The organism is Microbacterium sp. UBA837 (assembly GCF_002296025.1).
Taxonomy (GTDB): domain Bacteria; phylum Actinomycetota; class Actinomycetes; order Actinomycetales; family Microbacteriaceae; genus Microbacterium.
On the sequence record NZ_DBHD01000191.1, the window covers coordinates 1 to 25195 of the forward strand.

Genomic DNA, 25195 nt, shown 5'->3' on the forward strand with positions numbered 1-25195 from the left:
GGCGGGCCGCGTCGTGCCCCCGGCGGAAAAGCCCGGCCCCCGACCCCGCGCGAGCCGCATTCAGACGGCTATCGGTCCGGCGTGGCTGGCATCATGCTCCTGCGGGTGGTCCGGTCCGAAGCACTGGTACACAGAGGCTCGTCGCATCGCCGGTGGGGAACGCTGGCGGCACGAGATCGACGTCGAAGACGGCATCATCGCACCGCTCGCGTCATGACCGGATCGTCGGAAGGTTACAGCGAACCCATGCCGACCGGCGACCACAAGCGCCTTGCGCCCACAACAGCACATGCGCGTGCATCCGTCCTGTGGCATATATCGTCCATGGACGACGAAGTACTGGGGGCCTTCGCCGCATACCAGCGGGCCCAAGATCTAGCAGAGAACACCATCCGCAACCGTGCGAGCATTCTCCGCACGCTACGCGCCACGATCGACACGTCGCTGGTCGACGCGACCGTGACGCAGCTACGCACCTTCCAAGGCCGGGAAGGGATCAAGCCTGGATCGCGACGCACATGCCGGAACGCGCTCACCGCGTTCTATACATTCCTCGTCGAGGACGGGTACCGCGATGACAATCCCGCAGCCCGCCTGCCGGTCGTGAGAGCCCCGAAAGGCACCGCGCGACCATTCACCCCGGAGCAGGTCGACGCGATGCTGGAGAGCGGCGCCTACGCCCGCACACGCGCGATGATCCTCCTCGGCTACTACCAAGGATTCCGCGTCTCCTCCATCGCCGCCGTCCACGGCCACGACATCGACCTCCTCGCGGGCACCATCCGCTCCGTCGTCAAAGGCGACAAGCCCCTCTCCTTCCCACTGCACCCGGTGATCGCCGAGCTCTCGCGACTCATGCCCACCGACGACTGGTGGTTCCCCGCTCGCGCCGGCCGCCCCGGGCACATCCACTCCTCATCCGTCACGAACCTCATCACCCGCGCGAAACACCGCGCCGGCATCACCGACCCACAACTCACCCCGCACTCCCTGCGCCACTCCTTCGGCACCGACCTCGTCGACCACGAGATCGACATCCGCGTCGTACAAGAGCTGATGGGGCACGGGAGCGTCGCCACCACGGAGATCTACACGCGCGTCTCCGCGAAGCGAAAACGCGACGCCATCCACGCCCTACCGCCGCGTGCCATCCCTCACCGATCGGGACGAAATCGAGACATTCCGCCGGTCGCGGCCTAGTAGTCTCTCCCCGAACGTTCACCGTTACACCCTGGGGGGATCATGACGAACGACAGCACGCCCGCGCCCGGATGGTACCCGGCCCCGCACGCGAACAACGAGCAGCGCTACTGGGACGGCACACAATGGCTTGAACCGGATGCCGGGGACACGGCCGTGCTCACCGATACCACGCCCGAAGCTGAGGCGAAGCCGAAGAAGAAGGGGCTGCGCTGGTGGGCATGGGTGCTCATCGGCGTCGGTGCTCTCTTCCTGCTGATGATCATCATCGGCGCGCTCAACGCACCCTCCACTACGAGCGCGGTCCCCGCGACCACCGCGAGCTCCGAACCTGTCGTCGAAGAAGAAGCCGTCGAGGAAGAGCCCGAGCCTGTGATGGTCGAAATCCCCGACTACAACGGCCAGAGCGTCGCCGCCGCCACATCCGCGCTCGAAGCACTCGGCCTCGAGGTGTCCACGACCGCGAGCGATGAAGCCACCGTCACCGGCACCGACCCGGCCGCCGGCGAGAGCGTCGAGGAAGGCTCCACCGTCACCATCACCGGCGAAGAGCCCCCGCAGCTCACCATGGGCCAGCAGAACGCCATCGCGAAGGCCGAAAGCTACCTCGCCTACACCGCGTTCTCCCGTTCCGGCCTGATCGGCCAACTCGAATTCGAGGGATTCGACACCGCCGACGCCGAGTTCGCCGTCGACAACATCGAGGTGGACTGGAACGAGCAAGCCGCGCTCAAAGCAGAGAGCTACCTCGAGTACACGTCCTTCTCCCGCGATGGTCTGATCGAGCAGCTCCTCTTCGAGGGCTTCTCCCAGGAGCAGGCCGAGTACGGCGTCAGCGCCGTCGGCTACTGACGACCCGAAGCGAGATCGAGGCGCCCCAGGCAGTCGGCCGGGGCGCCTCTTCTCATGCCGCCAAGCGCAGGCTCGCCGCGCTCATGAAGTTGCGCGCGAGCGTGTGGCCGCCGTGCTGGTCGAGGCTCGCCTTCCGGTGGTAGTACCACTCCGTCGAGCGAATATCGCGGTGATCCGCGAACTCCTGGACCTCCTGCATCGACGCGCCGCTGTTGACCATCTCGGTGATGGCCGAGTGGCGCAGGGTATGGCAATGCACCGTCGCCGGGAGGCCGGCGATCTGGACGAGCCGCTTCATCCACACGTGCGCGCCGTTCCGGGTCTGCGCGTTCCCCCGCTTCGTGGTGACCAACGGTCCCGTGGTGCGGTCCCCGCGGGCGGCGTTCACCATCCGCAGCATCGGGACCGGGAAGGGGATCTCCCGCCACCTGCCGCCCTTCCGGAGCACAGTGAACACGGTGTAGCCCATCTCATGCTCCGTGAGGTTCTCGAGGCGGATGCTGCACGCCTCAGACACGCGGAGGCCGAGGATGCCCATCAGGCCGACGAGGAGATGCTGCGCCGGCGACGTCGCCTCCGCGGCTTGGAGCAGGCGCCCCATCTCGTACCGGTCGAGCCAGTCGATCTCGTCACGGTTGACCTCCCACTTCGGGAGGCGGACCATCCATGTCGGGTCGCGGTCGATGATCTCGTCGGCCGCTGCGAGACGGTAGAAGGAGCGGACGGTCTGGAACCGGCGGCACGCGGAGCGGGCGGTGTTGCCGCGCACGTTGATCTCGTCGTGCACGAACCGCTCGAGCGTGGACCGGCGCACCTGCAACGGGTCGATGCCGGCGGCGGCGCACCAGTCGAAGAAGATCCGCAGGTCTCCTTCGTATAGCGCGAGGGTGCCGTTCTTGTAGTGGGCGAGGAAGTTGTCGCGCGCCTCGATCGCGAGCGGAGAGGCGGGCAGAGTACGATCGTCCATCGGACGACCTCCAATCCAGGTCGTTCGTCAGGCCCTCGGTGGTGTTGGTAGCACCCCGGGGGCCGCTCCCATCTTCGGGAGACCTCCACCATAAGCACGCCCGCCGACACCGGGCGCTGATCGTGACCCTCCTGCAACGACAAAGACGCCCCGGCGTCCCAGCCTCCGAAGAGGTAGGACGCCGGGGCGTCGGGGTCACGCTCGTTGCCGAACGTGCCGGGGCTGAGCGCGCTGAGCGGGCTCGTATCGCCGTCTGCCGTTGGCAGATGCGAAGTTCACCTATATGTGCGAGGTCAGTTCTGGCCGGTGGGACGCAACCGTGGCGGCGTCGACCAGACTTTCAATTCGCGGCCGAAATGGAAGTTTCGAGCCGGAGACTTTCAGTTGCCGGCCTGGTCGCGCATCGCCTGGATGCGTTGCACCCACACGTCGTTGCTGTGCTTCCAGTCGCCCTCGCGACGACGGCCAGCGGGGACCGCTCCAAGCTCACGGACCCAGCGTTGGAGCGTCGAGGTGGAGAACCCCGTCGCCTTGGACAGTTCCGGGAACGACGCACCCTTCACGAGCGCGTCGACGGTGACCTGCTTCAGCAGCAGCTCCGCGTCTTCGGCAACCTGCTTCGCGGCCATGATCGCTTCGACCCGTTCGGGTGGGACCACGCCCCTCGCTTGCGGAGACATGGACCCACCCTAGACACCTAAGCCTTGGTCGCAGGAGCCAACAATATGTGTGCGATAGGCGGGGGTTAGGCCCGTTACGTCGCCGCAATCAGCGCCCCCTAGGATGAGCCGTCATGGGGACACGACGGCGGCGACACCGGAAGATCAAGCGGCCAGGAACCCCGCGGTGGGCCTATGGAGTACTCGCCCTCCTCTTCGTATCAGTAGGTGCCCTAGTCGTCCTGGCCTTCGTGCTGTAGCTGGAAGAGTAAGCGCGTGAATTCGCGTGTTGCGGAGTCGGATTGTCGAGCCTCAGATGCCTGGCTGAACGTCGGCGACTCCTCGTTCCCAACGCTTCTTGAGGCGAAGGAACGGCTTTTCAACAAGCCAGTAGCTCGCGGTCGCGACGGCGACAGATGCGACGATGCCGATGATGGGGGACCACCAGCTCGGCCAGCCAAAGCCGAGGAAGAGTTGCTGCCAAAGATAGAGCGCGTACGAGATGAGTCCGATCCAGGTGAGCGGCTTCCACGATAGTCCCCGCGTGATCAGACTGTTGGGGAGGGCGATCGCGGCGCAGATGATGCCGGCGACGCAGAGCTGCTCGATCGACCATCCGACCGTGAGGTCCCACACGCCCTGGAGGTACGCCTTCGCGGGCGGCGCGATGGCGACGAGGAAGATGACGTACGCGGGCCACCACCGCGCGATCGCGGGCATGATCCGATCCCAGCGGGCGTGGCCGATGAGGAGCGCCAGCAGGCACCCCACCATAAGCGCGTCGGCGCGCGTGTGGAACATGACCGAGATCTGCTCCCTCGTCTCCGGGAACAGGAAGTACTGGGCGAGACGGATGAGCGGCGAGGCCAAGATCACTGCCACGGCGATACGGATCGCGATGCGCGGCTTGAACAGGACAAGCACGAGCGGCCAGAGAAGGTAGAACTGCTCCTCGATCGCAAGCGACCACGTGTGCCCGAGCCACCATGTGCCATCGACCGGAGCGTAGTTCCAAACGAACAGGCCGGCGGCGAGGAGCTGCGGCAAGGTGACCTGCACGAAGGTCCCGGCGAGGCTCAGAACGCCGATCACGATCAGGAACGCGTAGAAAGCCGGGAGGATGCGGAATGCTCGTCGGACGTAGAAGGCTTTCAGGCTGATACGGCCAGAGCGGTCGAACTCGTTCACCAGGATTGAGGTGATCAGGAAGCCGGAGAGGACGAAGAAGATCGTCACTCCCCGGCCCCCCTGTTCAAGGAACGCCAGCGCGGGCGGCATGTCGATCTGTGCGGCGCGCATTGAGTGGCCTGCTATCACGAGCAGGACGGCGATGCCGCGCAGTCCGTCGAGCGCTTTGATCCGTGTTTGCCTTACGGCCTGTACCCCCACAGTCACGACGTTGACCATAGCGGATGCGGGCGCACCGGCATGTTTCCGGGCGGTCACACTCTCGATCAGGCGGGATCGTTGCCGCGCTCTGCGACACCAGCGCCCGAAGCACAGCGTTCTGTGTGCGCTAGTTCAGGTGACAGGCGCCGTCGAGAGTGAGCCGTCGTTCGTGACGGTCAGGCGGTGCCGCGTCCCGTTCGGCGCACGGAGAATGACACCGCGGGTCGCGTCGGTGATCTCGATGTCGCGTGCTCCGACCATGACCTGATCCTCTGCGGTGGTCTGCGTGCCCTGACCGAGAGCGACCGACCGGGTGTGGAAGCCCCGAGCGCCGCGCCCGATTGCCACCACATCATCGGCCTGCGCCTGCGTGTCCTCCCCGATCAGCGTCACGCCCGCGACAGTAGCTGTCGTGCCCGCTCCGCCCGAGAGGCCGCCCGACTGTGCGCCGATCGCCGTGTTGCCGTCCCCCGTGGTGATCTGTGCCCCCGCGAGGTGACCGACGGCGGTACCGCGGTCGCCGGTCGCGTTGAACAGCGCGTTCTTGCCGATGCCGATAGTTTCTTCCGCGGTGGTCGCGTTCTTGAGAGCGTCCTCACCGACAGCGACAACGTACGGCTGATGCGAGAGACGACCGGCGTTGTGGCCGACCAGCGTCTGACCGTGCACGGCTTCCGTCCAGATGGGCTCGGCGTCCTCAGCACCACGACCCGACCCTGATCCCAGGACGGTGTTGCCGTAACCGCGTTCGCGCCGTTTCATGGCGTTGTGCCCGTAGGCGGTGTTGTCGGTTCCGGCGAGGTGCGACATCATCGCTTGTCCGCCGACCGCGGTGTCGTTGTAGATCGCGACGTTGGGGTCGCCGGACCCCGTGTCGTCGCGGGCGACCGCGAGCGCGTCGAGACCGATTGCGACGTTGTGCTTGCCTCTGCGGTGTTCCGCGAGCGCGTCATCTCCGATCGCCACGTTCCCGTCGCTGCCGCCGCCCGACAGGGGGTCGACGTGCTGCAACGCGCGGATGCCGAGTGCGTAGATGTCGTGCTCGGAGTCCTCGCGGAGGTACTGCGGGATGCCGGGGATGGGAGGGATCGCCTCAATTGGAAGGATGCCCCGCATGGCCTGATACAGCCGGGTCACGGTGCCCAGCTCCGCAAGCTCAGAGGGGTCAGCGAAGACTGCCACGTTGGACATGTGCCCGTTGAATGGTCCGCCTGTGCCGTTGTCTGCGCGCGCGCCGATACGGAAGTTGTTCGGGCCGGTCGTGATCGTCCGCGCGTCGGTGCGGATCACCCCGCCATCGACTCCGATCTCGTAGACCGTGTCGTCCTTACAGATGAACAGGAACCCCTCGGTCCCGTCGAATCCGGCGACGATGAGAGCGGTCTTACCCACTTCGAGCCGGATCGCAGACGACTGCGCCACTTGCACGGTCGTGTTGCTCACGTAGCGGGAGACATAGATCTCGCCCGTGGACTGCATGACGACGTTCCATCCGTCCGCGTTGTTGTCCGACGAGATGAGTCGCGTGCTGGGTGCGAGCGCGGCGGGCTTGACAGCGAAGACGACGCCGAAGGCAGCAGTACTGTCGAACGAGTAGACATCACCGAAGGCCACGGACAGGCCGGAACCAGTGCCGGGAAACCGGAACGATCGCACATCGTTGGCCGCGAGCGGGTCGCCGGTGCGGGTGACGGCCGCGCCGACCGTGCCGTCATAGCTGCCGATCGAGTCGATGGCGTCACCGCTCGTCTCGTTGAGCCGCCACAGCGATTCGGGGTCGAGGTCGGTAAGTACCGACGAAAGGGTGGGCCGGGAGTAGATGTTCAGCCCGGACACCGCCGAGTCGACAGCAGCCTGCGCAGCGAGGGCGGGTGCGTCGTCAGCGGCGAGAGACGCGGTGACCTGTCCGGGGACTCGGGCGTCGACGATGGACTCGACCTCGGCAGGGTCAACCTCCCCGCCGCCTCCAACCGGCTCCCCATCAATGACAAGAACACCCTCGTCAAGATGAGCAAACGTGGCCTCTAGGTTAATTCTGGCGGGGGTTCCCGGCGTGCCGATCTCGTCGGCGACGAACTGTGCGGAGTCGACGAGTGCGGCCTGCGCGGAGGTGGCGGCGGCCTCGGCCTGAGAGACGAGCTGCGACCACAGGTCGGGGATCGAGATCGCGTCGCCGGCGACGGTCGATGCCGGCACCATGCGGTCGAGATCGATCGCGCCTTCACCGTCCGGGATCGGGAACGGTCCGATGGTGTACTCGGCGCCCACCACACTGTTGTTCGCGTCCAGGAACCGCACGGTCGCGGTGTAGCGGTGCGAATAGGCGTCCTCGGCGGAGACATCGATGATCGACCCGGTGGCGGCGTCCTTCCAGCCGGCGACGTCTGTGCGCGGGAGGACGATCTGCACCTCGTTGCCGAGTTCAGACTCGACGGAGTGGCCGGTCTTCTCGAACCGGTAGCCGGTGGCGTCCCAGATCAGCGAGCGGGATGCGACGATCGCGACCTGGATCTTCAGGAGCGCGGACGACTCGAGCGCGGTCGCGCCGCCGACGGAAACGACGCGGGTCTGAATGTACTCGGGGTAGGCCATCACGGCTCCTTCAATTCATGCTGAGGGGGAGAACTGATCACGTGACGATCAGAAAGATGATCAGGACGAGCAGGGCAAGGTCGGCGTCCAGCAGCGCGAGCGTGATCAGCTCGAGCGTGGACACCGACCCTCACCCCTTACGCGGCCAGGGCGGTCTTCTGCTGTTGCCCGTTCGCGAATATCGCGATCCCGGACGACAGGACCGTGAGCCCCACGGAGATGCCGGTGAGCACCTGCGTGTTCGTCGCTTCGTCGTAGAAGCCGAGGAGCACGAGCGCCGGCGAAACGGTCGTGCCGAGCGCATACACCGCGCCACGGACGATCGCCCACCCCTGGGTAGCCCAGTCCCCGATGCGGACGTTCACGAGGCTCAGCAGCGAACCGGCCGCGGCTAGCCCCGCACCCGAGAGGATCAGCAGCTGCTCCCACGTTCCCTCGGTTCCGTATCCGAGCAGAATCGCGAGAGGCGCGAGCGAGGCGAAGAACGCCTGGATGAGCTGGCGTCGCTCCGCGGTGAACCAGCCTGCGATGGTCTTCATGATGATGTTCACCTTTCGGGATCGTCGTGCTTGTTGTTGCCGAGGTAGAGATCGCGCCACTTGTCGCGGTCGGCCTGCATGTCCTCGTATGCGCGGATATCGATGTCCGTGTCGGGTGTCGCCGGGATACCGACCTCGGGTGCCGGCTCCGGGTCGCTCTTTTTGCGGAGCGCCACGGCGTCGACGATGACCTTCAGGAGTCCCGTGATGGCGACGATGAGCGTTGCTGCCACACCGAGCAGGGCTCCCCACTGCTCGAACGACATCAGCTCTCCTTCGGGCTGGCGATCGCCTCCACCCGTGCGATGTGAACCGGCCGGGACTTCTTCGCACGGTGGTACTTCCACCGCTCCCAGAGGATCTGTCCGACCCGGCCTGCCGCGGTCAGCCCGAGGCCCCCGATGATGAGCTGCGTCAGCGGGTTCGAGAGGAATCCGTACTGGTCGACGAGCGCCCCGAAGAGGATCAGGTAGCAGAGCGCGACGACCGCGGTGGCGACCATCTCGATACTCAGCACCGACTCCATCCGACGCCCGTCGCCGAGGGTGTACTCGAGCAGCAGCGTCGCCGTCGCGGCGACCGCGGCAAACACGAGCAGCACCCACTGCCACACCTCGGATAGAACGGGACTGATCTCCCCGAGCGCTGCCGGATCGTAAACCCCCGTCACAGCAAGCAGAGGGATCAGGAACGAGATCGCCTGAGCCCCGAGCGCCCACGCGTTCGTCGGCGACGTCAGCCGGATCGCCTTGTGTTCACCCACGGCTCTCTTCCCTCCGCACGGTGCATGCTAACCCGGTCGTGATGGTCAGCAGCGAGATCATCCAGTACGCGATCGCCGCCGACGGGGCGAACCCGGGCACTGCTGCGATGGGAACGACCCAGAGCACCCACACCATGCCGAGCAGGAACGTGGGGACCGCGACTGCCTGGCGTGAGGTGAAGAGGAGCGTGAGCATCGCAACGCTGAGCGCGACCATCACCAGCCCCCACCAGTGCGGCTCCACGAACGCGAACGCGAGCGCGAACGACGTGATGCCGGCGTAGAAGTCCGGCATGATCACGATCGTCACCCCGAACGCGAGCGACCCGACCGCGATGATCGACGCGAATGTCTCCGGCAGGTACGCGTGGGCGAGCTTGTCCCGCCACGAGGACGGGATGATCGCCGGGACGGCCATCACTCGCTCGCCACCGCGGTGATGGTGAGACTGTCGATGCCGCGGCGGAAGCCCTCATCGACCGCGTCGGTGATCTCCTCCTGCGTGAGCCCACCCCCGCCGGCGGACTCGATGATCCCCGCGATGACCTCCTGAAGGTCTTCTTTCGTGAGCTCGTCGCCCTGCGCGGCCTTGATCGCCCGGAGCCGGTTGATCACGTTCCCCCCGACGACAGCGCCGTCCTTGAGGGAACCGCCCACGACGGTGCGGATGCGGTCCGTGTCGGAGTCGATCGCGCGGAGCAGGTCCGTGATCGACGGTCCCGAATCGTTCGACCCGGCCACACGCTCCATGAGCCAGTCGAGCTTCTGGTTGAGCTTCTTCTCCTGGTCAGCATTCATGACGTCCTCCAGAGGTTGTGCGTTGCCGCCCGCGGGCGTGCCTTCGTGGCGGTGGTTGTCGAGGTGCTCGAAGTATTCGAAGTGCCACTCCTCGACGAGGGTCCACACTCCGTTGACCCACCGGTAGACGGTGCGCCGCCACCCGTTGTCGTGCATGATCGCGAGGATGCGCTGCGCCTCATCGGAGTCGACTGCCTTCCCCTTCTGGTGCTCAGAGGGGGTATCAGGGTGCAGTGCGATTGGATACCCGTCGCGCAGGTAGGTGTCGTAGTGCTGTTGTTGCCGCCACCGAAAGCGGCCGGCTTCGGTGATCTGGATCGGATGCCCGAGTTGCTGGTCGATGCGGAAGATCGACGCGGCCGGTTTCCGGTCCAGCCAGCCGCGTCCGTAGCCGAGGTCAACGAACTCGCCCGGGTAGACGTACATCAGGCGTCCTCGACCACGAGCTCGCCGGCATCATCCAGGCGGGCACGGACCAGGCCGTCACCGTCAATGTCGGCGCTGCCACCGATGTCGAGGATGATGTGCGGCGGGGCCCCGTCCGCGGCGAGGATCTCCCGGATCTGATCCGCGCCGGGCAGCTCGGCGGCCATCACAGCACCGGCCACGGAACGTAGGTCTCGTCGTGCACGCTGCCCGAGGGTTGGAAAGCGCCCGACGACCACGCGCGCACATACCCACTGGAGCCATCCGACAGTGTGATCCGAACACGTGCGGTGCGTGACGGGCGCGCCCACGTCGGAAGCGTCGCCGCCGTCGTGTTCGGCGTACCCCCGTACAGGCTCCCCCGGTACCAGATCGTGTTACCCACACGGCATACCTGCGGAGCGTTCGAGCCCGTCCCTGCCGTCCACCCCGCGGCTGCCGTCAGCGTCGTCCACGTCGAACCAGACCATTCGGTGCCGGACCAAACGCACGGGAATCCGTTCGACACGCATTCGTCACCCGCTGACAACAGGGCCGAGTTCGCGGTCGTCCACGTGTCACGAGCCGCATCAGAATCGAAATGCAACAGCCCCGACGCGGGGAGCCACACGGAACCGTCAAAGGAATACTCGATGGCATGGAGACCCGGCGCGTCTGCGCGCACTGTCACGATCGGCGCCTCCGCCGGGTCTATCCCTGCGCCGGCCACTTCGGTCGCGAGTTGCGCTTGATCGGTCTTGTTCGCCACAGGGATCACGTCGTTGATCGACAAGATCGCCGCTGCAAGTGCTGCCCTGGTCGGCTTCTCACCCTCGAGCAGGGTGGTGTGTCGCCGCGCGTCGATCGCCATCTTGTCCTCCTAGACGTTTCGGGTGTAGGTGATCTCCAGCACGAAGCTCCCCGGTGTTGCTGTGCCGCCGAACCCGCCGTATGCGCCACCTACTGCGCAGAGGCCCTTCGCGGCGCCCGTTCTGAACGCTTCTCGCAGGGAAGCCGGGAGCTCGACGGAACCCCATCCGCCGGGACCGATCGTCGGCGTCGACGCGGTATCTCCCGACGATGACGGCGCTCCTGATGGGCGCGCGCCGTGCGGTGACCCCTGCACGGTCAGCGCCGCGGACAGCCCGTTCGTGTCGTTCTTGCGCGCCGTGAACTTGATCTTCTCGATCGACACTGCGCCGAGGTTGACGACCTGGTCGCCGTAGGCCGCGAACCCCAGCAGCGTCCCGGACGACTGATAGCTGCCTTGGTAGATGTCAGAGATCCCGCCGTAGCGGTTCTGATTCCAATTTCCCCAGCGCGTCTGCCGCCACGTCCCTGACCACTGCGGCCCGATCGCGACCGTCACCTGCTCGGTAGCCGACTGATCAGGTGCCGACGGGGTCGACGGCGCGGCGCTGGCGGCCTCCGCTGAAGGTCCGATCGCGAGGAACGGGACACCCCAGTCGTCGAGCTGCACCCAAGCTGACGAGTCCACCGAATAGGCGCCAGGCAGGGCCGGTACTTCATGGGACTGCTGATCCACTTCGACCGTCAGCATCCCTGACGTGGGGCCGGCGGTGACCCGGCCGAGGACTGCGGGGTCGCGCGGGCGAACCGCGCCGGCGACGAGAACCGGTCGCGAAGTGAAGGGATCAAGCAGCACACGCGCCAGAGAGTCGCCGGTGTAGCGCGCGGCAATCGCGGGAAGCCATACAGCCCCGCCCGCGACTCCCACCCGAACTAGTCCCGCGCCCGGGTCGACCTCGTAGACCGTTCCGGTGGTGAACGGCGCTACGTCGTCTGCCGCCTCGGGAGCAACCGTCTCCGAGGCGCCGCGAATGTTGAGATTGCTGATGTCCATCACGCCGCAACCCCCACGTCAATCCGCATGTCCCCATCTGCCTGCGTGAGAGGCATGTCGTATCCGGTGATCCACCCCCACAGATCCGTGTTCCCTCCACGCTTCACGACCACCGCGTCGTCCAGGTCGGGTCGGGGGTCTGGCGCTATCCGCACCGGCACGGTCTGTGCCGCCCGGATGGAGTTGTCACGCATCGTCTGCGCGGATCGCTCAGCGGAACGCCTGTCTGTGATGAGGGGTGAGGACCACTTCTTCGTCACGACGCCGTAATCGCCGCGAACATTCATTGGACCAGCGGTCACCGACGCCGAAGCCTGCACATCCGCGACGTCGCTGTTCGAGGAACTCGCGATGACGCGGTTGTAGACGCCTTCACGTGTGTCTGACATGGGTGCGCCGATCAACGTCCCGCCGACGCCGTCTTTGTACTCGAGAACTGGGACCGGCACGTCGGGGAGGGGTGCACGGAATTGAAACTGGCCCCACTCATCGGTTCGCAGCAACGCCGGCCATGCTGACGCGATCTCTTGCAATGCGCTCAGGCGATCGTCGGACCAGGCCATGCCGCGCGGGCACGCCCGGTCCTCAAGGCTGGTGTCGAAAGACACGCCCATTCCCGCGGGGAGCAGTCTGCGGGCTTCGCTGGCGAGGCTCCCCACCGGTGACATCGCCCGGCCGAGCTTGTCGGTCTCCGCGAGCTTCAGAAGACCATCCGCCGAGACGCTCACCGTCCCCGAGTCATCGTCCTCCCAGTCTCGAATGAGGAACCGGCCGATTCGGGTTTCGTACTTGGTGCCTGTCGCAAGGGACTCCACGATCACGGTCACGTCGAGGCGCTGCCCATAGCGTGCGAGCGGGTGTCTGGCGTTCTTCCCGGGGCGCCAGTCGATCACATCGGAACCTGCGGCAGGTGCTGCCCATCTCGGTACGGTCAGCGTCAAAGTCTCGGGAACATCCTGATCCGCTTTCGCAGTGACCCGTCCCGAGACGATCGGGATGGTTGCGGCGAGGAGTGTGGCGCCGAGCCACGATGTCACCCTGGGGTACCACCGGCATGTTCCCGCGAGCACTTCCTCAGGCGGTCCCGATCGCGGCATCCGGAAGCCTCCTCAGTATTGCGCCCAGTCGGCGGCGTCGAATTCTGCCCAGGTGTCGAACAGGTCGTCGAAGTCGTCCCACGTGCGGCTGTCCATCGCCGCGTCGAAGTCGTTCCACGTGTAGGCGACGAGCGGCTTCGACGGTTCTGGATCTGCGATCTCACGCACTGTCAACGACCATCGGCGCCAGGTATGGAGCCCGTCGCTTGTCAGCTCGTCGGCCCAGCCTGTGACGACACCGAGCACGACCGTTTGCAGGTCGCGCATTCCGATTACCGTGCGGCGCACGATAGGTCGCCCGGTTCGGAGGATCGCGAGCAAAACGTCCGAGTCAGCTCCGACCGTCTCGAGCTCCCATGAGTATTCGTAGCTCCCGGGAACGTCGAGCCGGACGGCCGGATCGGACCTTCCAGCGATCTCGAACACGTTCGCCCGTGGAGCCCCCTTTCGAGGCTCCGTGACCGATGCGATCTCCACTTCGACCACGGTCTGGCCGTCGAGTGTCTGCACGACCGCGACCCCGTCGTAGTCGATCGTGACCACTGTCGACGTGTAGGAGTCACCGGCGACCACTGCCACGTAGGTGACGACGCTGTTCAAGGGCGCCCGGTTGTCGATGAGTAGGATCTGACCCCCGGTTGACGTTCCGACCCCGCCGGGGATCTCCCACTCGGACCCGTCCGCGGCGGTGCCGCGCACCTCGAACATCTGACCCGCAGTCGTGCCGGTTATCGCCACCTGCACCGGCTGCGGGTCAGACGCCGAGAGGAGCGCCGCCGAGATAGCTACCGCCATGTCAACCCCTCAGTGCCGTACGGACCGTGCGCTGAGCGCCGGCCATGATCAGCGGGTACACCGTGTTCCCGATCCGGTCTGCGAGGTAGTCGAGATCATCGCGAGCGAGCCGCGACGTCCCGGATCTCCCGCTCGCGTTCGCCGCGGACTGCAAGGCGACCCGTTCGAGACGCTGCTGCACCGAATCCAGCGGCTCGACGACCTCACGCCCGCCCGGATTGTCGCCGATCCACGCCAGCATCGGCCCGGTGGTCACACCACCGGCTGCGAGCATCGGGATCGTCGGGAGGCTGAGCCCCCACGTCTGTCCACCAACGACCGGAACCCAGTCCGGGATCGACACCGACAGGCCGTTGAGTGCGTAGATCGCGCTGTTCACGAGACTGATAAGCCCGTTGATGGGGCCTCGTGCGAAGTTGAGCGCCTGTGAGAAGGCGTTTCCGACGAACCCGCCGATCGCGCCGAAGACGCTGCTCACGGTGTTGCCGACCCATCGGATCGCGCCGACAATCGCGTCGAATGTCGGCTTGATGATCGATCCCCACACCCATTGCAGCGCCGATGCGACGCCGTTGAACGCGGGCTGCACGTAGTTCGCGTAGAGCAGCCGGAAGCCCGCACCCATGAAGTTCAGGTGCTCGACGATGAACCCGACCACGGGCGAGATGATCGACGCCCAGATCCACTGGAAGATCGCCCCGATGAAGTTGAACACCGGCGAGATGACCGCTTCCCACAGGAACGTGATCGCCGCCGCCCAGAGGCCGATGTACAGCATGATCCCGACGATGATCGGATAGATGATGTTCTGGTAGATCCACGTGAACACCGCGGCGATGCCGTTGAAGATCGGCTGAAGGATGGTCTCCCACAGCCATGTCCACGCACCGCCGATCCATTGGATGACGGAATCCCAGTTGGTTGCGAGCCAGACAACCGCGGCGACGAGCAGGCCGATCGCGACGATGATCGCGAGGATGATCCACGTCACCGGCGATGCCAGCCACGCGGCGTTGTTCGCCCACTGCGCGACGGTCTGCGCGATCGTCGCCGTCGTCCCGGCCGCCTGAGCGGCACGGAACGCGGTCAGCGCCGCCACGATCCCGTTGATGAACAGAAGCCCCTTGAACGCGGCGTTCGCGGCGATGATCGCCCCAGCGAGCACAAGCGCGCCCACGGCGAGCCCCTGCACGAGTCCCGCGTTCTCCCCCGCCCAGTTCGCGAAATCACCGAGCGCCGCGGCTCCCGCCGACACGACAGGCAGAAGCACTTGTCCGAGCTGCGCTGCCGCGTCCGCCCACTGCGCCTGCATAATCTGCGTCGACCCCGCTGCCGAGTCCGCTTCGCGCGCGAACTGCCCCTGCGCGCCCGCGGTCTGCTCAGTGACCAGCGCTAGGAGTGCTTGCGTCCGCGCGGCTGTCGCCGCTTCCCCCTCGAGATCAGCAAGGCCCATCTCGGCGAGCTTCGCGTTGATCGTCGCTTCCTTGATGGACACGCCGTACTGCTCGATCGGGTCAGCCTCTCCGCGCAGCAGCGCGGACAGCGCTCCGACGGCATCGGAGGTGGAACCGCCGAACGTGGCCGCGAGGTCAGCGCCGAGCGTGATGAGCTCGTTCGTCTGACCAGCGACTTCCTCCTGCGCCAGGCCCATGTTTCCGAGCTGGGCACCCATGGTCGCGGCCATCTGCGAGTACGCGGCGGCGCTGAGTCCGACCGCTTCCGCGGATGTGGCGGCGTAGTCTTCGACCTCGCTGGCGTACTCGCCGAAGACAGACGTTACGGCGCCAGCCGCCTGCTGCGCCTCAGACGCGGCCACACCGGTCACGACCGCCGCCGCTCCGATCGCCGCCACGGCGACGGTGGCCCCGCGTGCGGCGATGCCGAGCCCATCGCCGAAGGCGTCGAACCGGTTCTGGGCGTTGTCGACCTTGTCGAGCTGCTTGTCGTCGACCAGTAGGCGGATGATCAGATCAGAAGCGCCTCCGGGCATGCCGTCACCTCGCCTTCCGCTTCATCTCCTCCGCTTCGCGTTTCCGCTGCTCAGAGATCGAGTCGCACGCGAGCGCGAGCTCGGGCCACTGTGAGTATTCGAGTTCCCGGATCTTGTCGGGCGTGAGGGACGGCCAGTAGTCGTGCCGGCATATCAGCAGCTCGCGGGTTCTGATCTGGTCGACCAGCCACGGTTCGCGCTCGTTGAGACGATCAAGCTCCGGCCAGGACTCGTTCTTTACTCGGCGGGATCGTCGTCCGCGTCCGTTTCGGACTTCGGAGGGTCCAGGGTCTGCTCACCCTCGCCCTCTGCCTGCCGGGCGAGGTCGCCGGGCTCGGCGATGATGTTCTCGATGCCCGTGTACTCCATGCACTCGGCGAACGTCGTCTCGACGCCTGCGCGGCGAAGCGACGCGAAGATGCCGAACGCGGACTGGACGTTCGTGAACTGCATCATCTCGGCGTACTTCTTCCGGTTCCACCCGGTCTCGCGCTCGACGTCGACGCCGTCCCACGCGGTGGGCTTGACCATCGGGATCTTCCGGCCATCGGCCAGCAGGATCTTCGCCATCTGTGTCTCCTTCAGAATGAGTTCGCGGCGTCGCGGAGGATCTGTTCGGTGCGGCGCAGCATGTCGTCTCGCCCAGCGAATGCGGGCGCACGGAAGTAGGGTTGGCCGGCCTGGTCGACGTAGTGGTCCCGGTTCCCGAAAACGGGGTGACGGAAGCGACGCTTGTTCCAGAACTTGGCCTTGTTGTAGCCGTCGACCTTCGGGCCTGTGGTCTTGATTTCGATACCCTGCCGGGTCTTGCCGGTGACAACGCGAGTGCGCAGCCCAGCCTTGATCCCCTCGCGGAGACCGGTCGATCGGCCACCACGTTGCACGTCACGGTCGCTGTAGAGGTTCTTCTTCACGAGGAAGAACTTCCCCTTGCGCTTGGAGTGCACGAGGATGCGCGTTGACCCGGACTTCCGGATTCCGCCTGGCAAGGCGCCGTCCAGACGCGCGCGTTGCCCCGCGATGATCTCGTCGCCGGTGCCGCGCAACGCCTTGCGGGTGCGGGTGCGCACCTTCGGGGGGAACTCGCGCAGCCCGGAAAGAAGGCGACGGAGGCTCTCCGGGTCCGGCTGAGCCCCCGTCGCCTCGCTCACGGTGTCGTGTCCAGCGTGCGGAGAACGACCCAGACCGGCTGCGCAGAGACCCCGTCGTCGAACGCTTCGAAATCGATCGACTGCTTGATCGGGTTCCCGCCGTCCGAAGTGGGAACCTCACCCTTCAGCCGGATCGCGGGGAAAACGACCTGGAGAACGGCCTTCACCCCGGAGGACAGCTCCTCGGTGCCCTCGAAGGTGAGAACCAGATTCATCGCCGTCTGGTTCAGGTAGGCGTCACGGAGCGTGTTGTCTTCGTACTCCGCGGTGATTTTCCCCGACAGTTCCGGCTTCCCGAGCACGGGGGGACGTGACCGCTTGCCCTGCCCGCCGAGGTTCCAGCCGTCGGAGTCGAGGTTGCGCTTGATCATCACCGACACGTCGGCGATGTTCGCCGCGGGGTCGCCGCTGAGCGATGCGAGCGCCGTCGAGGTCGGCGCGGTCAGTGTCCCGCCGAGCGAGATCGCGCCACCGACGAAGGTGAACAGTTCATCGTCGGCCGGATACGATGCCGCGGCTGCGTCCTCAGTGGTCAGAAGTTCCCGAGCGGTGATGGAGAACTTCGCCTCCACGGTGCCGCCCTCGGACGCGGACAGCTCGAGGCTGTCGAACGCGCACCCCGTGAACGTGTGAGGATGCGAGTTCACCCCGCCGAGGGTGGGAAGCACCTCTTGCACCGTATACGTCGAGATGGGGTCGGTGATCGAAAGGGTGTGCACCTGCTGGTACACGGCCGGGCTCGACGTCGGCACCTGCGTGTTCGTGATCGCGCCCATCACGGCGTTGATCAGGAACCCGAGACCGCGGGTCGTCGCGTCACACGCGATCTCGCCGGAACCCTCGAAGCGAGAGATGTAGTTGCGGTTGAGACGGTTCACCGGCTTTCCGGGGCGGAGCCCCTTCCCGGTCTCCGTCTTCACGTCGTACTTCATCTTGGCCTCAGACTCGACGAAGCGGGTCACGGTGACGGCCGTGCCGTACCCGGACTCCTTCGCGAGGCCGACGGTGAAGTCAAGCTGCGTCGTCACCGGACTCTCCTTCCTCGACGCCGTCAGCGTCAGTCGTGTTCGCCGCGCCGGTCAGCGCCGCGATGATCTCCGCACGCTTCGCGTCCGAGGGGACGTCCAAGCCGATGTCGGTTGCGAGGGCGCGGAGCTCTGGCACGGTGTGGTCGGCAGGGATGAAGTTCGCGGTCTGTCCCGCGAATGTCGGGGCGAGCTCGTCACGCACCTCGAATTCCTCGCCACGTTGGACGACTCGCCCGATCGCGGGGATGTCGAGTGCGCCGAGCGGGCTGACGTTGATGAATTTCGCCATCTCGGCGACTCCTCTCAGTTGGCTCGCATCCGGTGCGAGCAGACGAATCGTGCGGCGATCTCCGCCTGGAAGCCGCCCTCGAATTCCTCGCCGTCGGCGTCGAAGCCGCCCGGGACGCACCACAGCACGGCACCGCCGAGCGTGATGTTGTCGCCGTCGAGGATGTAGTTCTGGATCTTCACCAGCAAGCTGAAGACCCGGTCGTATGCGGCCTGCGCGACTTCCCTACCGCGGCCGGGCCGCCAAGCGCCGACGTTGACGTCGATCGTGATCGTCTCGTCCATCTGCCGGCGTGGCCCGATGTTCTTCGGGTCGGTCTCGCTGGTTGCCTGACCGAGCGCCGTCCAGTCGGGGTAGTTCACGGGCCACTGGAAGCCCGGGTAGATGTCGACCTCGGGCTCGTCGGTGAGCGCTGCGCGTATCGCTGCCTCTAGGCCGGCGCGTGCGGCGGGCACTCCGGTTCGCGCAGCGATGCCGCTCACGCTTCCTCCTCAGCAGGGATGTACAGGCGCGGCGGGTAGGGAGCGAGCCACGCTTGCACCTTGCGAGGCAGATCCACGCCCATCGGCGCGGTTTCCCCATCCTCACCGCTCGGTCGCGCGCGCGGCCCCTTGTGTTCCTGCTGCCACCACAGCTTCGCGGTGTAGCGGGCGGCGAGGACGAAGATCGTCGGGAGCTTCCCGCTCGGGAGTACGTGGCGTGCCGAGTCTTTGTTGCGGCCCGTGTAGGTGTCGATGCGTTCGCATGCTGACGCCATGAAGAGTTCGAGCTCGGCGGCGTCGTCCTGGCTCACGTCGTACTCGAGCGCCTTGCGCAGGTCTGCGGCATGCAGCGGCCAATTGCTCGCCATGATGCTCCCCTCTACGAGTTGCGCGCCCGGCTCTTCGACCGAGCGCGCAACTCGCGATCACTTCTCGGTGGTGGCGTACCCGAGTCGGATGAAGCTGTCGGCTTCGTCCTTGGGGAGGGTGACCGGCTCGCCGGGTCCGGGCCACGGCTGACCGTCGCGGTATCCGGTGATCGAGATCGCCATGATGACGGTCTTCTTCTCACCTGCGTCGGTGGACGGCACGTTCCCGTCGACCTTCGTCGACGTGGTCTCAGCCTCCGTGTCCGCGGGGGTGTCTGCGGCTACGGTCGCGGCAACCTCCGCCACGTCCACCGTCGCAGTATCGGTCTCCTCGGAAGCCTTCTCGGCATCCGGGGGTGTGGTGACCTCTGCCTTGTTCACGGTCGCCTTCTCGGCGGCGGCCGGCTTCGGCGTTTCCGCCGTCTTGCGCTGCGTCATGATCGTTTCCTTCGTGTGAGTTCGATCGGTGTTCCGGGAGCCCGAGCGGGTGAGGCCCGGGCTCCCGGTGATGGTCAGGACGCCGCGCCGCCCTGGAACACCTTCACGGCGGAGGTGTCCACCAGGTTGCCGTCGGCACGCACCACGCCGCGGAACGCGACCTGGTCCGAACCGAACAGGGCGTGGTCGCTGCGCTCGACGCGCACGTTGCCGACCATGCGGACCCAGTAGCGGGAGAAGTCGCCGTAGGCGAGCGACTTCGCACCGTTCGCCACGGTCGCGAAGAACGGGTCGCGGTACACGGGGTTACCGAGGAGCTGCGACGGTGCACCCGTCTGCCCGTTCGGCTCCCAGTAGTAGCGGCCGTTGGTGTCCTTCAGCTTCCGGATCGCGGCGATCGCCGAGTTCGAGCCGATCCAGGATGCGCGAGCCTGGTAGGGCGCGAGCACCGACTCCTGGAGGTCGATCAGGTCTTCCCACGTGGGGACACCGCCGACGCCGACGCCACCGGTCTTGCCGACCGTTGCGGCGGTGACGACACCGGTGGGCTCGGTCGTGCCGGCACCGACCGCGAACTTCTGGCCGAGCAGGACGCTGATGTTCTCGCCGATGAGGCGCGAGATCAACCCCTCGATGTCGATCAGGGAATCCGTGATCAGCTCGTTCGAGATGCCGCGGTAGTCGCCGTACTTGAAGGCGCCGAACTTGACCTGGTTGAAGGTCGGGTCGGTTCCGGTGAGCTGGGTCGCCTCGGTCTGTGCGGCGGCCGCACCGAAGCTCGCCAGCCGCGGCAGGGTGACCTCGTCGCCCTTCTCGGTGACGAACATGTACGCGCCGGCGGCGAAGACCGCCGAGAACTGGCGGAGCGGCTCCACGAGCTGCTGGAGGAACGTCGCGCCGACGGTGTTCCCACCAGCGGTCGCGGTGCCGACACTGAGCGCGCGCACCTCGTCCGAGGTGGGCACGTAGTCGAGGTTCCGCTGCTCGCCGCCGAGGACCGAGCGCAGGTCGTCAGCGAACTTCTTGAGGTCAGCCGCGTTGCCGAAGGCGCTGCGGTTGCCGAGGAGCTCGCCGGCGAAGTCCATCGCCCGCTCTTCGAGGTTGCGCTGCATCACGAGCGCGTTGATGCGGTCGTCGAAGTCGTTGTACGCCCGCTCGAGCGTCTCGAACTTCTGCTGCTCCTCGGCGGTGAACGCCCGCTCCGAAGCGATGTCGGCGAGGGGCTTTCCCTCGTTCTCCCACGCCCGCTTCTGCTCGTCGGCGAGGCGCTTGATGTCTTCTGCGATGGTGCTCATCGAGAGACTCCTTTCTTGCCGCCACGGCGGCGTCGGTGTCCAGCCAGCGCCTCGCGCTCGCTCAGACGGGTGTTCTTGCTCCGCCAGCTCTCTGCTGCGGCTTGTTCCCGCTCACCCGGAGGGGCAGGCGGAGGATTGAGGGATGCTCGGACCTCGTCGAGGTCGAATGCTCGCTGGAGCTCGGCGCTCGATCCCCAGTAGGCCGGGTCGGCGACAGGGGCTACATCGACGAGCTGGGCGCCGGTGACGCGCCGCACGTACTTGTCGTCTCCGTCGATGCGCCACTCGGCTCCCTCGGGGAGGACGCGGAACGCAAACGACGAGAACGCGTAGTCCCCGCGACCGGCGAGTACCGCGGCGTCTCGACCTGCCCCGGTGTTGGGGAGGTCGATCTCGTAGCGGAGCCCGACATCGTCGAGGAACAGCCGCAACGTGCCGGCGTCGGTCGTGCCGAGGAGCAGCTTCGACGAGTGTTCGGATCGGCCCATGACGCGACCGTGCCGCTCCATGTCCACTGCACCGTCGGTGCCCGGCGCGCCGAAAGCTTCCGGTGCGATCTCCTCGAACCACCCGCCGAGATCGCGGCTGAGCTGGTTGAACACAGCCCCGTACCCGGTGAGGATGCCGGGGCTGTCGCTCCCTTCGGGCGCCTCGCGCAGCTCAACTCGCTGTGGGATCGCGCGCCGTTCGATGACGTCGGTCATTGTGTTCCCTCCTGCATGGAGTAGGCGTACGACTTGGCGTCGCTCTCGCTCTCGCTCTTCGTGGTCGCGTACCACTGCTGCCACTGCTCGATCTCTGCCTCTGTAAGCGGCTTACGCCCACGCCGGCGGCGTGCCTCACTCAGGCGCAGCGTGCCGTTGCGCAGCTCTTCCGTGTCCGCGCGAGCGGACTCGAGCTGTCCAGGCTGGGCGAGGAAGTCGAGGTCGTATACGACCCGCTGCCCCGTTGGCAGAAGCGCCGACAGCGCCTGCCCGAGCCGCTGTCCCAGCGGGAGCAGCGTCCGGATGTTGAACAGCTCCTGGTCCATCTCGCGGTTCGAGTAGGTGCGGGAGTTGCCGGCCTTGCCCCCGATGTCCTCCGCAGGCACGCGGAAGATCGTCGCGATCGTGGTTGCGGACGCCTCGATCGTGTTCAGGAACTGCGCCTCATCAGCGGTGAGCGAGATCTTCGTCCACTCCCACTCGCCCGGAAGCGCCACCGGCTTACCCTCGCTGGTGGCTTCCACGAAGTCGTCGCGCGCCTCGCGCAGCTTGTCCGGGTCCATGCGAGCCGTCTTCGACTGCAAGATCGCCGGCGGCACCGAGGCGTTCCGGAACCACTTGCGCCCGAACTCGTTCGCCAGATTCGCCGTGTCGAACGTCGACATGAAGTGCTGGATCGGCGAGAGCCCCTTCACGGTCCCGGGCTGCACGAACTCGCGGACGTGAAGCAGCGACCCCCCACGCTTCACAGGGATCTGTTCGACACCGTTGACGTAGTAACGCGGCTTCAGTGGATTCGACTCATCGACGATCACCCAGTCCGGGTGAATCCACCGGCAGTATCGGCGCCCGGGATCGACGAGTCCGTAGGCGTTGCCCCGGAGCTTCAGCGACACGACAGCCTGGTAACGCCAGTCCATCTCGGACAGGTACGGGTCAGGGTCGAGGAGAATGAGCGGCGCCTGCACCGGCTCTTGCTCCCCATCGGTGGTTTCCTGTTCCACTCGGAACGGCGTGGACGAGAACTCGTCGGCGATGAGCGATACCGCACCATAGACCGGCGCGAGCTTGGTGACCGTGCCCGGGCCGATCAACGCCGACCCCTCAGATCCGTAGACCTCAGGCCACCCGAGGTCGCGGCGCTCCTCTCGCACGAACAGGCTCATCGACGCCACCCCCTGACCGTGATCGGATGTGCCGCCAAGAGAACGGCGACGCCGGCGACGACGAGCGCGACCGGGATTGACCACAGGGCCACGCCGGCGACGATCAGCAGTGCACCGAGAATGTCGAGGATCGTCGACCAGTCGCGGCGCTCCTTCTTCTCGGTCATGCGTCCGTCCCTTCGTCCAGCCGGTTCGCATGCCGCAGCGCGCTTGCCGGGTCGTACCCGAGTTCGGGTAGCTTCTTCGCGAGCATCCGCAGCGCGTACGTCACGGTGATCAGCGACGTGATCGGGCGAAGCGACCGTCCACGCACCCACGCCCACCCGTCGCCGAGCTTCTTCTTCGCCGCCGCCGCCAACGCCTCGTTGAGCTCGGACTGTCCGAGATGAACGATCCGCCTATTCAGCGCGTAGTCCTTCAGCGCCGGCGCGGCCACGGCGATGTCCTGCGCCCCGATCGGGTACGCCTCGATGCCGGCCTCTTCGAGATCCGGGCCAATCGTCCCGGTGGTGCGGTGCTCGTAGTAGACGACGCCGCCGTTCCGGTCGACGAGCTCGAGGATGCCTTTCAGCCTGTCGTCGCCCTCACCTTCACCGTCTAGCAGCCACGAGGTGCCGGGGCCGTCTGAGACGACCTCGATGTGCAGCTTCCCGTCGGCGCGCTGACCGGCGACGCCGATCGATGCCCAGTCGCGGTCGGGTGAGATGTCGATGACCCAGACGAGCTTGTTCGTGTCGATCTGCGAGTCCCTGTCGAGGACGTCGTGGTGGTTCCACGCATCCTTCGAGATCTCCCAGTCGGTGCCGAGGTCGTCACCCCACCAGTTCAGGAAGGGGCGATAGAACGCCTCGCGCATGTTCTCCGCGAACGCGGCGATCTTCCGCTCCGTGGTGGTGTAGCCGAGCGCCGGCATGCACCCCCACCAGGTGAGCGGGTCCAGCGGGTCGGCATCCATCGGAGCCGAATACTCGATGTACAGCGACCGGTGCACGCTCAAGAACGAAGGGTCCGCACGGACGGCCTCCACACGAGCCCGGCCCGACTCCGCCTTCTTCCACAGGAACGGCGACTTGAGCTTCGACTCGCCCACGGTCGATATCCACAACGACTGCGCATCATCAACAGCGGTCGTTGCCGGGCCGAGAGCCGCCTCGAGACGATCATCCTTCTGCGCGAAGATCTCGTCGCCGATCGTGAGACCGAGCGTGCCGCCGTGCCCGGCGTCCTCTGTGGGCGCGTCGATGCCCCACTTCGACCCGTTCGCCCACTTCATGTGCTCGTCACCGTGCGACAGGTGAAGGAGGTTCCCGCGCCGGTTCGGGACCAGCAGCTCAGCGAACGGTGATCGGCCGACGTGGTAGAAGTGCTCCTCCTCGAGCTTTTCCAATGCCTTCGCACGGGTCTGCGCGATGTAGAGGAGGAACTGTCGATCCGGCCACGTCACCATCCGGTGCACGCCCCACGGGATCACCAGCGTCGACTTCCCCGACTGTCTCGGGATGATGATGACGATCTCGGTGTACCAGAGCTGCCCGAAAGCATCGACCTCGAACGCGACGTCGAACACGTCCTGTTGCCACGGCATCGGCTCCCAGCCGAGCAGCCGCATGACGGCCATCACCTCATCGGCGATCGTGTCTCTATCCGGATTGCGCGGTGTCATCCACCGCGGGACCGTTTCGACGCCCGCGGGAACTCCCGATCGAACCCAGGAATTCTGCGAGGGCTCCACTCTTCCCGTCACCTCCCGGCTTGGTCGCGAGGTGATCAGCAATGAAGGAACGCATGACGTCGGCGCCCGCCTTGAACAGCGCGGCCGATCCGGGGTTGTCCATGATCTGCGCGGCACGCAACACGACCTCGCGCGTCAGCCGCTCGGCGGGCTTGTCCATCTCTCCCAGGAGCGCCCACACCTCGCGCTCGATGGGGCCGGCGTCGGAGAGGCGCGCGATCCGCTCGAACTCCCGCTCGATCTCCCGATCGGTGGGGTCACCGGCGCCTGATCCTGTGGGTACATCGCGGGATGTGGGTACACGCTTCGACGCCTGGGTACGCTTCACGGGCCGGCCCTCGCGCTCAGCCTTCCGCTCGCGCTCGCGACGCTTCGCCGCAGTGTTCGCCGCCTTGCACTCGTCGCAGCGACATCCCGCCCGGTATCGCCTGACAGTGCCGTGTTTCGGAAGAGCCATGAAGACCTCCCGATCTTTCAGAGCGCCCCTCTCGGTCAGCGCCCGCCTGACGGCCTGACCCCCTGAATCGACACCGGTCGGCCCTCGAACGCCATGAGAGCGCTCAGCGACCCCACGTCCCCACTCGTACCCACATGAGGGTGAGGCGAACCGGGGAGGGGGATTTTTGGGAAGT

At 66.3% G+C, this 25195-nt stretch carries 31 protein-coding genes; 3 read left to right on the forward strand and 28 right to left on the reverse strand.

From position 1 onward, the window contains the following. From B3587_RS13540 to B3587_RS13550, 3 genes are all read left to right on the forward strand, one after another. The coding region (locus tag B3587_RS13540) for a hypothetical protein (protein ID WP_292729557.1) at nucleotides 1-217 on the forward strand (217 nt) is incomplete at its 5' end. Nucleotides 218-324: 107 nt separating this feature from the next. Continuing rightward, nucleotides 325-1200, forward strand: a complete 876-nt coding sequence (locus tag B3587_RS13545; RefSeq protein ID WP_292729559.1) for a tyrosine-type recombinase/integrase — start codon at nucleotides 325-327, stop codon at nucleotides 1198-1200. Between the two features lie 42 nt (nucleotides 1201-1242). Continuing rightward, on the forward strand, nucleotides 1243-2052 hold the full coding sequence (locus B3587_RS13550) for an Ltp family lipoprotein (protein ID WP_292729562.1): 810 nt from the start codon (nucleotides 1243-1245) through the stop codon (nucleotides 2050-2052). Between the two features lie 52 nt (nucleotides 2053-2104). Here B3587_RS13550 and B3587_RS13555 read toward each other — a convergent pair whose 3' ends face one another. The 28 genes from B3587_RS13555 to B3587_RS13690 form a co-directional block, all read right to left on the reverse strand. Then, nucleotides 2105-3019: a tyrosine-type recombinase/integrase gene (locus B3587_RS13555; protein ID WP_292729565.1), complete on the reverse strand. Its 915-nt coding sequence runs from the start codon at nucleotides 3017-3019 to the stop codon at nucleotides 2105-2107. Between the two features lie 380 nt (nucleotides 3020-3399). Next, nucleotides 3400-3699 carry a MerR family transcriptional regulator gene (locus B3587_RS13560; RefSeq protein ID WP_292729568.1) on the reverse strand — a complete coding sequence of 100 codons (300 nt, stop codon included), beginning with the start codon at nucleotides 3697-3699 and terminating at the stop codon, nucleotides 3400-3402. A gap of 291 nt (nucleotides 3700-3990) precedes the next feature. Then, the gene (locus B3587_RS13565; protein WP_292729571.1) at nucleotides 3991-5073 is read right to left on the reverse strand and encodes an acyltransferase family protein; all 1083 of its coding nucleotides are present in this window, start codon (nucleotides 5071-5073) and stop codon (nucleotides 3991-3993) included. Nucleotides 5074-5199: 126 nt separating this feature from the next. Continuing rightward, nucleotides 5200-7659, reverse strand: coding sequence for a LamG-like jellyroll fold domain-containing protein (locus tag B3587_RS13570; RefSeq protein ID WP_292729574.1), 2460 nt, complete (start codon nucleotides 7657-7659; stop codon nucleotides 5200-5202). Nucleotides 7660-7796: 137 nt separating this feature from the next. Further along, entirely contained in the window at nucleotides 7797-8198 is a 402-nt protein-coding gene (locus B3587_RS13575; RefSeq protein ID WP_292729577.1) for a hypothetical protein, read from the reverse strand. 8 nt (nucleotides 8199-8206) lie between these two features. Continuing rightward, a complete protein-coding gene (locus tag B3587_RS13580) occupies nucleotides 8207-8464 on the reverse strand; it encodes a hypothetical protein (RefSeq protein ID WP_292729580.1) in 258 nt (85 codons plus the stop codon). Further along, a complete protein-coding gene (locus B3587_RS13585) occupies nucleotides 8464-8961 on the reverse strand; it encodes a hypothetical protein (protein WP_292729582.1) in 498 nt (165 codons plus the stop codon). Before B3587_RS13585 ends, B3587_RS13580 begins: the two co-directional genes overlap by 1 nt. Further along, complete coding sequence (locus B3587_RS13590) at nucleotides 8954-9379, reverse strand: hypothetical protein (protein ID WP_292729585.1); 426 nt, start codon at nucleotides 9377-9379, stop codon at nucleotides 8954-8956. The genes B3587_RS13585 and B3587_RS13590 overlap by 8 nt, the downstream gene beginning before the upstream one ends. Continuing rightward, complete coding sequence (locus B3587_RS13595; RefSeq protein ID WP_292729588.1) at nucleotides 9379-10185, reverse strand: hypothetical protein; 807 nt, start codon at nucleotides 10183-10185, stop codon at nucleotides 9379-9381. The genes B3587_RS13590 and B3587_RS13595 overlap by 1 nt, the downstream gene beginning before the upstream one ends. Further along, entirely contained in the window at nucleotides 10185-10352 is a 168-nt protein-coding gene (locus tag B3587_RS13600) for a hypothetical protein (RefSeq protein ID WP_292729591.1), read from the reverse strand. Before B3587_RS13600 ends, B3587_RS13595 begins: the two co-directional genes overlap by 1 nt. Then, nucleotides 10352-11035, reverse strand: coding sequence for a hypothetical protein (locus tag B3587_RS13605; protein WP_292729593.1), 684 nt, complete (start codon nucleotides 11033-11035; stop codon nucleotides 10352-10354). The genes B3587_RS13600 and B3587_RS13605 overlap by 1 nt, the downstream gene beginning before the upstream one ends. 9 nt (nucleotides 11036-11044) lie before the next feature. After that, nucleotides 11045-12028: a hypothetical protein gene (locus B3587_RS13610; protein ID WP_292729596.1), complete on the reverse strand. Its 984-nt coding sequence runs from the start codon at nucleotides 12026-12028 to the stop codon at nucleotides 11045-11047. After that, nucleotides 12028-13065 carry a hypothetical protein gene (locus tag B3587_RS13615; RefSeq protein ID WP_292729598.1) on the reverse strand — a complete coding sequence of 346 codons (1038 nt, stop codon included), beginning with the start codon at nucleotides 13063-13065 and terminating at the stop codon, nucleotides 12028-12030. Before B3587_RS13615 ends, B3587_RS13610 begins: the two co-directional genes overlap by 1 nt. A 72-nt stretch (nucleotides 13066-13137) precedes the next feature. Then, a complete protein-coding gene (locus tag B3587_RS13620; RefSeq protein WP_292729600.1) occupies nucleotides 13138-13920 on the reverse strand; it encodes a hypothetical protein in 783 nt (260 codons plus the stop codon). Between the two features lies 1 nt (nucleotide 13921). Next, nucleotides 13922-15910: a hypothetical protein gene (locus B3587_RS13625; RefSeq protein WP_292729603.1), complete on the reverse strand. Its 1989-nt coding sequence runs from the start codon at nucleotides 15908-15910 to the stop codon at nucleotides 13922-13924. Between the two features lie 237 nt (nucleotides 15911-16147). Then, entirely contained in the window at nucleotides 16148-16480 is a 333-nt protein-coding gene (locus B3587_RS13630) for a hypothetical protein (protein WP_292729606.1), read from the reverse strand. An 11-nt stretch (nucleotides 16481-16491) separates the two neighbouring features. After that, entirely contained in the window at nucleotides 16492-17061 is a 570-nt protein-coding gene (locus tag B3587_RS13635) for a hypothetical protein (protein WP_292729609.1), read from the reverse strand. Beyond that, nucleotides 17058-18089, reverse strand: a complete 1032-nt coding sequence (locus B3587_RS13640; RefSeq protein ID WP_292729612.1) for a phage tail tube protein — start codon at nucleotides 18087-18089, stop codon at nucleotides 17058-17060. Before B3587_RS13640 ends, B3587_RS13635 begins: the two co-directional genes overlap by 4 nt. Next, nucleotides 18073-18378: a hypothetical protein gene (locus B3587_RS13645; protein ID WP_292729615.1), complete on the reverse strand. Its 306-nt coding sequence runs from the start codon at nucleotides 18376-18378 to the stop codon at nucleotides 18073-18075. The genes B3587_RS13640 and B3587_RS13645 overlap by 17 nt, the downstream gene beginning before the upstream one ends. Nucleotides 18379-18392: 14 nt before the next feature. Further along, on the reverse strand, nucleotides 18393-18860 hold the full coding sequence (locus B3587_RS13650) for a hypothetical protein (protein ID WP_292729618.1): 468 nt from the start codon (nucleotides 18858-18860) through the stop codon (nucleotides 18393-18395). Then, a complete protein-coding gene (locus B3587_RS13655; RefSeq protein WP_292729619.1) occupies nucleotides 18857-19228 on the reverse strand; it encodes a hypothetical protein in 372 nt (123 codons plus the stop codon). The genes B3587_RS13650 and B3587_RS13655 overlap by 4 nt, the downstream gene beginning before the upstream one ends. A gap of 57 nt (nucleotides 19229-19285) precedes the next feature. Beyond that, nucleotides 19286-19666: a hypothetical protein gene (locus B3587_RS13660; RefSeq protein ID WP_292729621.1), complete on the reverse strand. Its 381-nt coding sequence runs from the start codon at nucleotides 19664-19666 to the stop codon at nucleotides 19286-19288. A gap of 74 nt (nucleotides 19667-19740) precedes the next feature. After that, complete coding sequence (locus tag B3587_RS13665; RefSeq protein ID WP_292729623.1) at nucleotides 19741-20961, reverse strand: phage major capsid protein; 1221 nt, start codon at nucleotides 20959-20961, stop codon at nucleotides 19741-19743. Then, entirely contained in the window at nucleotides 20958-21665 is a 708-nt protein-coding gene (locus tag B3587_RS13670) for an HK97 family phage prohead protease (RefSeq protein ID WP_292729626.1), read from the reverse strand. Before B3587_RS13670 ends, B3587_RS13665 begins: the two co-directional genes overlap by 4 nt. Continuing rightward, nucleotides 21662-22831 carry a phage portal protein gene (locus tag B3587_RS13675; RefSeq protein ID WP_292729628.1) on the reverse strand — a complete coding sequence of 390 codons (1170 nt, stop codon included), beginning with the start codon at nucleotides 22829-22831 and terminating at the stop codon, nucleotides 21662-21664. Before B3587_RS13675 ends, B3587_RS13670 begins: the two co-directional genes overlap by 4 nt. Beyond that, entirely contained in the window at nucleotides 22828-22998 is a 171-nt protein-coding gene (locus B3587_RS13680) for a hypothetical protein (RefSeq protein WP_292729631.1), read from the reverse strand. Before B3587_RS13680 ends, B3587_RS13675 begins: the two co-directional genes overlap by 4 nt. Continuing rightward, entirely contained in the window at nucleotides 22995-24494 is a 1500-nt protein-coding gene (locus B3587_RS13685) for a terminase large subunit (protein WP_292729634.1), read from the reverse strand. The genes B3587_RS13680 and B3587_RS13685 overlap by 4 nt, the downstream gene beginning before the upstream one ends. After that, entirely contained in the window at nucleotides 24472-25020 is a 549-nt protein-coding gene (locus B3587_RS13690; RefSeq protein ID WP_292729637.1) for a hypothetical protein, read from the reverse strand. The genes B3587_RS13685 and B3587_RS13690 overlap by 23 nt, the downstream gene beginning before the upstream one ends. Nucleotides 25021-25195 lie beyond the last annotated feature (175 nt).

What these genes read in the sequence shown, in the direction of transcription:
- B3587_RS13545 (WP_292729559.1), top strand. Translation starts at nt 325, where the DNA reads ATGGACGACGAAGTACTGGGGGCCTTCGCCGCATACCAGCGGGCCCAA.
- B3587_RS13550 (WP_292729562.1), top strand. Translation starts at nt 1,243, where the DNA reads ATGACGAACGACAGCACGCCCGCGCCCGGATGGTACCCGGCCCCGCAC.
- B3587_RS13555 (WP_292729565.1), bottom strand. Translation starts at nt 3,019, where the DNA reads ATGGACGATCGTACTCTGCCCGCCTCTCCGCTCGCGATCGAGGCGCGC.
- B3587_RS13560 (WP_292729568.1), bottom strand. Translation starts at nt 3,699, where the DNA reads ATGTCTCCGCAAGCGAGGGGCGTGGTCCCACCCGAACGGGTCGAAGCG.
- B3587_RS13570 (WP_292729574.1), bottom strand. Translation starts at nt 7,659, where the DNA reads ATGGCCTACCCCGAGTACATTCAGACCCGCGTCGTTTCCGTCGGCGGC.
- B3587_RS13575 (WP_292729577.1), bottom strand. Translation starts at nt 8,198, where the DNA reads ATGAAGACCATCGCAGGCTGGTTCACCGCGGAGCGACGCCAGCTCATC.
- B3587_RS13580 (WP_292729580.1), bottom strand. Translation starts at nt 8,464, where the DNA reads ATGTCGTTCGAGCAGTGGGGAGCCCTGCTCGGTGTGGCAGCAACGCTC.
- B3587_RS13590 (WP_292729585.1), bottom strand. Translation starts at nt 9,379, where the DNA reads ATGGCCGTCCCGGCGATCATCCCGTCCTCGTGGCGGGACAAGCTCGCC.
- B3587_RS13595 (WP_292729588.1), bottom strand. Translation starts at nt 10,185, where the DNA reads ATGTACGTCTACCCGGGCGAGTTCGTTGACCTCGGCTACGGACGCGGC.
- B3587_RS13600 (WP_292729591.1), bottom strand. Translation starts at nt 10,352, where the DNA reads ATGGCCGCCGAGCTGCCCGGCGCGGATCAGATCCGGGAGATCCTCGCC.
- B3587_RS13605 (WP_292729593.1), bottom strand. Translation starts at nt 11,035, where the DNA reads ATGGCGATCGACGCGCGGCGACACACCACCCTGCTCGAGGGTGAGAAG.
- B3587_RS13610 (WP_292729596.1), bottom strand. Translation starts at nt 12,028, where the DNA reads ATGGACATCAGCAATCTCAACATTCGCGGCGCCTCGGAGACGGTTGCT.
- B3587_RS13620 (WP_292729600.1), bottom strand. Translation starts at nt 13,920, where the DNA reads ATGGCGGTAGCTATCTCGGCGGCGCTCCTCTCGGCGTCTGACCCGCAG.
- B3587_RS13625 (WP_292729603.1), bottom strand. Translation starts at nt 15,910, where the DNA reads ATGCCCGGAGGCGCTTCTGATCTGATCATCCGCCTACTGGTCGACGAC.
- B3587_RS13630 (WP_292729606.1), bottom strand. Translation starts at nt 16,480, where the DNA reads ATGGCGAAGATCCTGCTGGCCGATGGCCGGAAGATCCCGATGGTCAAG.
- B3587_RS13645 (WP_292729615.1), bottom strand. Translation starts at nt 18,378, where the DNA reads ATGGCGAAATTCATCAACGTCAGCCCGCTCGGCGCACTCGACATCCCC.
- B3587_RS13655 (WP_292729619.1), bottom strand. Translation starts at nt 19,228, where the DNA reads ATGGCGAGCAATTGGCCGCTGCATGCCGCAGACCTGCGCAAGGCGCTC.
- B3587_RS13660 (WP_292729621.1), bottom strand. Translation starts at nt 19,666, where the DNA reads ATGACGCAGCGCAAGACGGCGGAAACGCCGAAGCCGGCCGCCGCCGAG.
- B3587_RS13665 (WP_292729623.1), bottom strand. Translation starts at nt 20,961, where the DNA reads ATGAGCACCATCGCAGAAGACATCAAGCGCCTCGCCGACGAGCAGAAG.
- B3587_RS13670 (WP_292729626.1), bottom strand. Translation starts at nt 21,665, where the DNA reads ATGACCGACGTCATCGAACGGCGCGCGATCCCACAGCGAGTTGAGCTG.
- B3587_RS13675 (WP_292729628.1), bottom strand. Translation starts at nt 22,831, where the DNA reads ATGAGCCTGTTCGTGCGAGAGGAGCGCCGCGACCTCGGGTGGCCTGAG.
- B3587_RS13680 (WP_292729631.1), bottom strand. Translation starts at nt 22,998, where the DNA reads ATGACCGAGAAGAAGGAGCGCCGCGACTGGTCGACGATCCTCGACATT.
- B3587_RS13685 (WP_292729634.1), bottom strand. Translation starts at nt 24,494, where the DNA reads ATGACACCGCGCAATCCGGATAGAGACACGATCGCCGATGAGGTGATG.
- B3587_RS13690 (WP_292729637.1), bottom strand. Translation starts at nt 25,020, where the DNA reads ATGGCTCTTCCGAAACACGGCACTGTCAGGCGATACCGGGCGGGATGT.